This is a genomic window from Streptosporangium longisporum (assembly GCF_039534895.1).
GTDB classification, from domain to species: Bacteria; Actinomycetota; Actinomycetes; order Streptosporangiales; family Streptosporangiaceae; genus Streptosporangium; species Streptosporangium longisporum.
Map to the genome: position 1 here is coordinate 267,722 of NZ_BAAAWD010000010.1, position 10,287 is coordinate 278,008.

The 10,287-nt window shown below is 71.2% G+C and carries 2 protein-coding genes; both read left to right on the top strand.

From position 1 onward, the window contains the following. Nucleotides 1-3 precede the first annotated feature (3 nt). The gene (locus ABD832_RS20035) at nt 4-7,932 is read left to right on the top strand and encodes a beta-ketoacyl synthase N-terminal-like domain-containing protein (RefSeq protein ID WP_344897501.1); all 7,929 of its coding nucleotides are present in this window, start codon (nt 4-6) and stop codon (nt 7,930-7,932) included. Further along, complete coding sequence (locus ABD832_RS20040) at nt 7,823-10,282, top strand: type I polyketide synthase (RefSeq protein ID WP_344897504.1); 2,460 nt, start codon at nt 7,823-7,825, stop codon at nt 10,280-10,282. The genes ABD832_RS20035 and ABD832_RS20040 overlap by 110 nt, the downstream gene beginning before the upstream one ends. Nucleotides 10,283-10,287: the final 5 nt, after the last annotated feature.

The following is a 10,287-nucleotide window of genomic DNA, read 5'->3' on the forward strand; positions in this document are numbered from 1 at the left end:
GCAGTGGCGGACGAGGACAGGCTGCGCGAATATCTCAAGCGCGTCACCGGTGAGCTGCGCAAGGCCAACCGGCGGCTGAAGGAGGTCGAGGACGGCCACCGGGAGCCGATCGCGATCGTCGCGATGGCGTGCCGCCTCCCCGGCGGCGTGCGATCCCCCGAGGACCTGTGGGAGTTCGTCGCCGCGGGCCGTGAGGCGGCCGGTGACTTCCCCGCCGACCGTGGCTGGGATCTCGGGAACCTGTACGACCCCGACCCCGACGTGTCGGGGGCGTCCTACACGCGTACGGGTGGCTTCCTCGACGACGCCGACCGGTTCGACGCCGCGTTCTTCGGGATCTCGCCGCGTGAGGCGCTGGCGATGGACCCGCAGCAGCGGTTGCTGCTGGAGACCTCCTGGGAGGCGATCGAACGGGCCGGGGTCGCCCCGTCCTCGCTGCGCGGCAGCCGGACCGGCGTCTTCGTGGGCATCAACCACCACCAGTACGGCCCGCTGTTCCAGCAGGCACCGGCGAGCGTCGAAGGACACGTCGCGACCGGCGTCGTGCCCAGCATCGCCTCGGGACGGATCGCCTACACGCTCGGGCTCGAAGGCCCCGCCATCACCGTCGACACGGCCTGCTCGACCTCACTGGTCACGCTCCACCTTGCCTGCCAGGCCCTGCGCCAGTCGGACTGCTCCCTCGCCCTGGCCGGTGGCGTCACCGTACTGTCCACCCCGGGTTCGTTCGTGGAGCTCAGCCGCCAGCGCGTGCTCTCCCCCGACGGAAGGTGCAAGGCCTTCTCCGCCGACGCCGACGGCATGGGCATGGCCGAGGGCGTCGGCATCGTGGTGCTGGAACGGCTCTCCGACGCCCGGCGCAACGGCCACCGGGTGCTGGCGGTCGTCCGGGGTTCCGCGCTCAACCAGGACGGCGCGTCCAACGGTCTCACCGCGCCCAACGGCGTCGCCCAGCAGCAGGTCGTACGGCTGGCGCTCGCGAACGCCGGGCTGACCGCGGCGGACATCGACATGGTCGAGACGCACGGCACCGGTACGCCGCTCGGCGATCCGGTGGAGGCCCGCGCGCTCATGGCGACCTACGGCGCCGAGCGTCCCGCCGATCGGCCGCTCTGGCTCGGCACGCTCAAATCCCATACCGGTCACACCCTGGCCGCCTCCGGTGTCGCCGGGGTCATCAAGACGGTCATGGCCATGCGGCACGGCATCCTCCCCCGCACGCTCCACGCCGGGAACCCCACCCCTCACGTGGAGTGGACCGGCGGGGGGATAGCGCTGCCCACCTCGTCGATGCCGTGGCCCGAGACCGGGGCGCCGCGCCGCGCGGGCGTCTCCTCCTTCGGCTTCAGCGGGACGAACGCCCACGTGATCCTGGAGCAGGAACCGGTGACCGAGGCACCGGCCGGGGGCGGGGACGTGCCGGTGGTGCCGTGGGTGGTGTCGGCACGTTCCCCGGAGGCGCTGGACAGGCTGGTGGGACGGCTTCCGGAGCTGGTGGACGCCGATCCGGTGGACGTGGGGTGGTCGCTGGCCCGGGGCCGTTCGGTGTTCGAGCACCGCGCGGTGGTGCTGGGACGAGACCGTACGGAGCTGGTGGAGCGCCTGGACGCCCTGACCGCCGGGCGTGAGACGGCCGGGGTGCTGACCGGGACGGCCGAGCCGGACGGGTCGGGTTTCGTGTTCACCGGCCAGGGTTCGCAGCGGGTGGGGATGGGCCGGGAGCTGTACGGGTCCTTCCCGGTGTTCGCTCGTGCTTTCGGCGAGGTGACGTCCCTGCTGGATGGGCACCTTGGGGTTTCTTCGGTGCGGGAGGTGGTGTTCGCCTCCGAGGACGGGGTTCTGGATCGGACGGTGTTCGCTCAGGCCGGGTTGTTCGCGCTTGAGGTGGCCCTGTTCCGGTTGCTGGAGTCGTGGGGTGTGCGGCCGGATGTCGTGGTGGGGCATTCGGTGGGTGAGCTGGCGGCGGCTCATGTGGCCGGGGTGATGTCACTGGAGGACGCGTGCGTGCTGGTGGCGGCACGGGGCCGGTTGATGCAGGAGTTGCCGGCCGGTGGGGCGATGATCGCGCTTCAGGCCACCGAGCAGGAGGTGTCGGAGCTTCTCACCGACGGCATCTCGATCGCGGCGGTCAACGGCCCTCAGGCGGTGGTCGTCTCCGGTGATGAGGAGCCCGTCACGGCTCTGGCGCACACGCTCACCTCCCGGGGACGTAAGAGCCGTCGTCTGCGCGTGAGTCACGCCTTCCACTCGGCCCGGATGGAGCCGATGCTGCGGGAGTTCCACCGCATCGCCGAGGGTCTGACCTACGGGGCCCCTTCGATCCCGGTCATCTCCAACCTCACCGGCGAGCCGATCACGACCTTCTCGGCCGACTACTGGGCCGACCAGGTACGGGGCACGGTCCGCTTCGCCGACGCCCTGACGCACGCGGCCTCGCTGGGGATCGGCAGGTTCATCGAGCTGGGGCCCGACGGGGTGCTGTCGGCCATGGGTCAGGACACCCTGGCCGAGGCGTCGTTCTTCCCGCTGCTGCGCGGGGACAGGCCAGAACCCGAGACGACGGTGACCGCCGTCGCCGGTGCGTTCGTGGCCGGGACGCAGGTCGACTGGGCGGCCTACGTCGAGACCACGGGTGGTGACGGAGCACGACTTGTGGACGTGCCGACGTACGCCTTCGACCGGCAGCGGTACTGGCTGGAGGCGACGGGTCAGACGGATCTGTCGGGTGCGGGGTTGTCGTCGGCGGGGCATCCACTGCTGGGTGCGGTGGTGTCATTGGCCGAGGGCGACGGCCTGGTGCTCACCGGCCGCCTGTCCCGGGACGCCCAGCCGTGGATCGCGGACCACGTCGTGCTGGACACGGTGCTGCTGCCCGGCACCGCCTTCGTGGAACTGGCGTGCCAGGCCGGTGAGCGGGTCGGCTGCCGCCGGCTCGAGGAACTCACCCTGGAAGCGCCACTGGTCCTGCCCGAGCACGGCGGACGCCGGATACAGATGGTCGTTGGCGCGGCGGACGGGGCGGGCCTGCGTACCGTGGCGGTGCACTCGCGGCCGGAGGAGACGGACGAGGCGTGGGTCCGTCACGCCTCCGGCATGCTCGCCCCGGGTTCCGCGGAGCCGCGCGCGACCATGGCCGCCTGGCCCCCGGCCGGTGCCGAACCGGTGGAGATCGACGGTTTCTACGAGCGGCTGGCCGAGCGGGGATACGCCTACGGCCCCGCCTTCCAGGGGTTGCGAGCCGTCTGGCGGCACGGGGACGACGTCTACGCCGAGGTCGCCCTCCCCGAGCCGTTCCGCGCCGAGGCCGAACGGTTCGGCGTGCATCCGGCACTCCTGGACGCCGCCCTGCACGCGGGCGGCGCGGCCGCACCGGAGCGGGCGGACGAGGTCCGGCTGCCGTTCTCCTGGGCGGGTGTGTCGCTGTGGTCCGCCGGGGTGAGCACGCTGCGCGTACGGCTGACGCCGTCGGGACCGGACTCCCTGACCCTGGACCTCACCGACGAGACCGGGGAGCCGGTGGCCTCGATCGAGTCCCTCACCCTGCGGGCGGTGTCCGAACGGCGGCTCCGCGCGGCCGATTCTCCCGACTCCCTGTTCCGGGTGGAGTGGACGCCGGTGACGGGGGAGGGGGAGAACGTCGCGGTGGTGAAGCGGATCGCGCGGGGCGGCGCCGATCCGCTGGCGTCGGTGCGGGAGGCCATCGGGGAGACGCTGGAGGCGGTCCAGGGCTGGCTGGCGGACGAGCGGTCGGCGTCGTCACGGTTGACGGTGGTGACCAGCGGCGCGGTGTCGGTGGCCGACGGCGAGATCGCCGATCCGGTGGGTGCGGCGGTGTGGGGGTTGGTGCGTTCGGCCCAGGAGGAGCACCCCGGCCTGTTCGCCCTGCTGGACATCGAGGAGGGTGCGGAGCTCCCCTCGGTGCTGCCGTCCGACGAACCGCAGCTCGCGGTACGCGGAGGGAGTTTTTACGCGCCGAGGCTGGCCCGGGTGAGCGCGGTCCCCGACGAGATCACCGTCGATCCGTCTGGTGCGGTGTTGATTACTGGTGGTACGGGGGTGTTGGGGGGTTTGGTGGCGCGTCATGTGGTGGGGGTGTGGGGGGTTGGTCGGGTGGTGTTGGTGAGTCGTGGGGGGTGGGGTGCTGCTGGGGTGGGGGGTTTGGTGGGGGAGTTGGAGGGGTTGGGTGCGGTGGTGGAGGTGGTGGCGTGTGATGTGGGGGATCGGGAGGCGTTGGCGGGGGTGGTGGGTGGGGTTGAGGGTTTGGTGGGGGTGGTGCATGCGGCGGGTGTGGTGGAGGACGGTGTGGTGGGGGGGTTGTCGGTGGGGGGGTGTGAGGGGGTGTTGCGGGCGAAGGCGGATGGGGTGTGGTTTTTGCATGAGGTGACGGCGGGGTTGGATTTGGATTTTTTTGTGGTGTTTTCGTCGGCGTCGGGGACGTTGGGGAGTGCGGGTCAGGGGGGGTATGCGGCGGCGAATGCGTTTGTGGATGCGGTGGTGGGGGTGCGTCGGGGGTTGGGGTTGGTGGGGGTGTCGTTGGCGTGGGGGTTGTGGGAGGAGCGGAGTGGGATTTCTGCGGGGTTGGGGGTGGGGGGTGTGGCGCGGTTGGGTCGGTTGGGGTTTGGTGCGTTGCCCTCGGGGGTGGCGTTGGGGTTGTTGGATGTGGCGTTGGGTGTGGGGGAGGGGGTGGTGGTGCCGGTTCGGTTGGATGTGGGGGTGTTGGGGTCTGCGGGTGTGGGTGTTCCGGCGTTGTTGCGGGGGTTGGTGAGGGCTCCCGCCCGCCGAACCGCCAAACGACCGGGCCTTCCCGCCGAAGCCCTGGCCGGGCTCCCCGAGACCGAGCGCGGCGCCAGGCTGCTGGAGCTGGTGAGCAGGTACACCGCCGAGGTGCTGGGCTATACCGAGCCGGTCGATGCGCGCCGCGCGTTCAGCGAGCTCGGCTTCGACTCCCTCACCGCGGTGGAACTGCGCAACCGGTTGAGCACCGCCACCGGCCGGAGACTGCCCGCGACACTGGTCTTCGACCACCCCACCCCGACCCGCCTGGCCGAGTTCCTGAACGATGAGCTGTTCGGCGCCTCCACCGGGGTGGCCCTCCCGTCCGCGCCGGTCGCGGCCACCGACGGCGACCCGATCGTGATCGTGGGCATGGCCTGCCGTTTCCCGGGTGGGGTGTCGTCTCCCGAGGGGTTGTGGGATCTGGTGGTCTCGGGTGGGGACGGGGTGTCGGGTTTTCCTTCCGATCGGGGGTGGGATCTGGAGGGGTTGTTCGACGATGATCCTGATCGGCCGGGGACGTCGTATGCGCGTGAGGGGGGTTTTCTGTATGACGCGGCGGAGTTCGATGCGGGGTTCTTCGGGATCTCTCCGCGTGAGGCGCTGGCGATGGATCCGCAGCAGCGGTTGCTGCTGGAGACCTCCTGGGAGGCGATCGAGCACGCGGGCATCGACCCGACCACGCTGCGCGGCAGCGACACCGGAGTCTTCGTCGGCCTGATGTACCACGACTACGCCGCACGACTGCTCACCACACCCGAGGACCTCGAAGGACACATCGGCATCGGCAACTCCGGAAGCGTCGCCTCCGGCCGCCTGGCCTACACCTTCGGTCTGGAGGGGCCCGCGGTGACGGTGGACACGGCGTGCTCGTCGTCGCTGGTGGCGCTGCACTGGGCGATGCGGGCGCTGCGCCAGGGAGAGTGCTCGATGGCCCTGGTCGGCGGGGTCACGGTCATGGCGAAACCCGACGCCTTCGTCCAGTTCAGCCGGCAGCGCGGCCAGGCCCCCGACGGGCGGTGCAAGTCGTTCGCTGCGTCGGCGGACGGTACGGGGTGGGGTGAGGGTGTCGGGGTGGTGCTGGTGGAGCGGCTGTCGGATGCGCGTCGTAATGGTCATCGGGTGCTGGCGGTGGTGCGGGGCAGTGCGGTCAATCAGGACGGTGCGTCGAACGGGTTGACGGCGCCGAACGGTCCGTCGCAGCAGCGGGTGATCGCTCGGGCGTTGGCGGATGCGGGTCTGGTTCCGGGTGATGTGGATGTGGTGGAGGCGCACGGTACGGGGACCACTCTGGGTGATCCGATCGAGGCGCAGGCGCTTTTGGCGACCTACGGCCGGGAGCGGGATCGGCCGTTGTGGCTGGGGTCGGTGAAGTCGAACATCGGTCATACCCAGGCGGCTGCGGGGGTGGCGGGTGTGATCAAGATGGTGATGGCGATGCGTGAGGGCGTGTTGCCGCAGACCCTGCACGTGGACGAGCCGTCACCGCACGTGGACTGGTCGTCGGGTGCGGTGGAGTTGCTGACCCGGGCGCGCGACTGGCCCGATGAGGGTCGGCCGCGCCGGGCTGCGGTGTCGTCGTTCGGCATCAGCGGCACCAACGCCCACGTCATCCTGGAGGCATCCGAGGATTCCCCTGCGCGGACACATGCCGGTGACGAGCCGGGATCGCCGGTGTGGACGCTGTCGGCCGGTAGTGAGACCGCGTTGCGTGCTCAGGCCGGACGTCTTCGCGATCATCTGGGTCGGCATGCGGACCTGCGTGCGGTGGACGTGGCCTACTCGCTGGCCAAGGGCCGTGCGGCGCTGGAACACCGCGCCGTGGTCGCGGGGGCAGACCGCCAGGAACTGCTGGAGCGCCTGAGCGCGCTGGCTGCCGGGCGTGAGACGGCCGGGGTGCTGACCGGTCGAGCCGAACCGGGCGGGCTGGGCTTCCTGTTCACCGGCCAGGGTTCGCAGCGAGTGGGGATGGGCCGGGAGCTGTACGAGACCTTCCCCGTCTTCGCCCGCGCCTTCGACGAGATCACGTCCCTGCTGGATGCCCACCTTGGGACCCCTTCGGTACGGGAGGTGATCTTCGCCTCCGAGGACGGGATCCTCGACCGTACGGTGTTCGCTCAGGCCGGGTTGTTCGCCCTTGAGGTGGCCCTGTTCCGGCTGCTGGAGTCATGGGGTGTGCGGCCCGACGTCCTGGTGGGTCACTCCGTAGGCGAGCTGGCGGCAGCCCATGTGGCGGGGGTGATGTCGCTGCAGGACGCCTGCGCGCTGGTGGCCGCCCGAGGCCGGCTGATGCAGGAACTCCCCACCGGTGGGGCAATGATCGCGCTGCAGGCCACCGAACAGGAAGTCACCGACCTCCTTGTCGACGGTGTCTCGATCGCGGCCGTTAACGGTCCCCAGGCGGTGGTCGTCTCCGGCGACGAGGAGCCCGTCATCGCCCTGGCCAACGAACTCACCTCCCGAGGACGCAAGAGCCGCCGCTTACGCGTCAGCCACGCCTTCCACTCGGCCCGCATGGAGCCGATGCTGCGAGACTTCCACCGCATCGCCGAAGGACTGACCTACCGGACCCCCTCCATCCCGGTCATCTCCAACCTCACCGGCGAGCCGATCACAGAGTTCTCGGCCGAGTACTGGGCCGACCAGATACGCCGGCCGGTCCGCTTCGCCGACGCCCTGACCCACGCGGCCTCCCAAGGCATCGCCAGGTTCATCGAACTGGGCCCCGACGGAGTGCTGTCGGCCATGGGCCAGGACACCCTGACCGACGCCTCCTTCCTGCCCACCCTCCGCGATGGCAGACCCGAACCCGAGACCCTGCTCACCGCCGTCGCCGGGGCCTTCGTGACCGGCACCACGGTCGACTGGACGGCCTACGTCCAGACCACGAGCGGTGACGGAGCACGTCCGGTGGACCTGCCGACCTACGCCTTCGACCGGCAGCGGTACTGGCTGGAAGCCCCGGTGACCGGGGCGCCTCGGCCGGGTGGTCATCCGCTGTTCGACGTGACGGTCCCGCTGGCCGACGGGGACGGTGTCGTACTGACCGGTGACCTCTCGCGTACCGGACGGCATGCGTGGCTGGCCGACCACCTGGTGGCGGGGAGGGTGGTGGTGCCGGCGGCGGTGCTGGTGGAGTCGGCGATCCGGGGCCGGTGATCAGGTCGGCTGTGACCTGCTCGAGGAACTGGTCCTGGAGACCCCGCTGGTGATCCCCGACCGGGGTACCCGCCAGGTGCAGCTGACGGTGAACGGACGGGACGACCACGGCCGACGGTCGCTGGCCGTCCACAGCCGCGCCGACGGAGAACCATGGGTACGGCACGCGACCGGCACGCTGGCCCCCGCAGACCCGGAAGACCCGGAGGACATCGCCGAGCGGTTCGAATGGCCCCCGTCGGGCGCCGAACCGGCCGACGTGGACGAGCTCTACGACGACCTGGCCGTGGCGGGGCTCGACTACGGTCCGAGCTTCCAGGGCCTGAGGTCGGTCTGGCGTCATGGTGACGGTCTCTGGGCCGAGGTGACACTGCCCGGCGAACTGGACGCGACAGGCTTCGGCATCCACCCTGCCGCACTCGACGCGTGCCTCCATGCGCTCATGCTCAACCGCCGGGAGACGGCCGAGCTCCCGTTCTCCTGGGGTGGCGTACGGCTGCACGCGGCCGGGGCGACGTCCCTCCGCGTTCGGATCACCGAGAACGATGACGGCGACGTGCTGATGTTCGTCACCGACGGCACCGGCCGGCCGGTCCTCACGGCCCGTTCCCTCAGACTACGGCCGCTGTCCGCCACGGAGATCGAGGGCACCGCTCCCAGGGACTCGCTGTTCCGGGTGGAGTGGACGCCGGTGACCGGGGAGGGAGAGATCGTCACCGCGGTGAAGCGGATCGTGCGACGGAGCGGTGACGTGCCCTCCGCGGTACGGGAGGCGACCCGGGAGGCGCTCGAAGCGGTCCAGGAGTGGCTGGCCGACGAACGCTCGGCGTCGTCACGGTTGACGGTGGTGACCAGTGGCGCGGTGTCGGTGGGCGACGGCGGGGACGCCGATCCGGTGGCTGCGGCGGTGTGGGGGCTGGTGCGTTCGGCCCAGGCGGAACACCCCGGGCTGTTCACGCTCGTGGACGTCGCGGAGGGGGCCGACCTCCCCGCGCTGCTGCCGTCCGACGAACCGCAGCTCGCGGTACGCGGAAGAACCCTCCACGCGCCGAGGCTGGTCCGTGCCGACGGCCCGGCGCGGGACGCCGTCTGGGACGCCGACGACACGGTGCTGATCACCGGTGGCACCGGAGCACTGGGCGGTCTCGTGGCACGCCATCTGGTGGAGGCGCATGCCGTACGCCGTCTGGTCCTGGTGAGCAGGAGCGGTGGGCGGGTGCCGGGCGCCGCCGAGCTGGTGGCGGACCTGACCGCGCGGGGCGCGGACGTCACGGTCGCGGCCTGTGACGTGGGCGACCGTACGGCCGTGCGAGAGCTGCTGGACGGGCTGGACGGACCGGTCACCGCGGTGGTCCACACGGCCGGCGCCGTCGATGACGGGCTGGTGGAGCAGATGACTCCTGAACGGATCGACCTGGTGCTCCGTCCCAAGGCGGACGCGGCCTGGCATCTGCACGAGCTGACCAGGGACCGGCCGCTCCGGGCGTTCGTGCTGTTCTCCTCCGCGGCCTCGACGTTCGGCAGCCCGGGACAGGGCAACTACGCGGCGGCCAACGCCTTCCTCGACGCGCTGGCCGTCCACCGCAGGACCCAGGGCCTGCCCGCGACCTCCCTGGCCTGGGGACTGTGGGAACACGGCATGGGTGACGGGCTCGGCGACACGGACCGGACACGGATCGCGCGTACGGGTGCGGTACCGATGACCGGGACGGAGGCGCTGGCCCTGTTCGACGGAGCGCTCGGGCGTGACGAGCCGTCGTTGCTGCCGATACGGCTGGACCTGGCGGGGCTACGGGCCCAAGGGGCGGACCTGCCGCCGATGCTGCGCGGCCTGGTGCGTACGCGGGGTCGCCGCACCGTCGAGGGCGGAGACGCGCGGCCCCTGACCGAGAGGCTGGCCCTCCTGCCCGAGGAGGAACGGGACCGTGCGCTGCTCGACCTCGTACGCGGGCACATCGCCACCGTCCTCGGCCATGCGGGAGCGGAGTCGATCGAGGCGGAGCGACAGTTCAAGGAGCTCGGCTTCGACTCCCTCATGGGGGTGGAGCTCCGCAACAAGCTCGCCGCGGAGACCGGCCTGCGGCTGCCCGCGACCCTGGTCTTCGACCATCCCACACCGTCCGCGATCTCCGACCACCTGCGTGAGCGGCTGTTCACCAGGGACACGGAGCCGATCGACGAGGCCCTGGCGGTTCTGCAGACGCTGGAGGCCGACGACCGTCCCGCGGTGGCCGCCCGCCTGCGCACCCTTCTCGCCGAATGGACCGCGGGGGAGAGCGATGACGTCGACGCACTGGCGGACGCGAGCGACGACGACCTGTTCAACCTGGTAGAGAACCTCGGGGGCTAGAACCG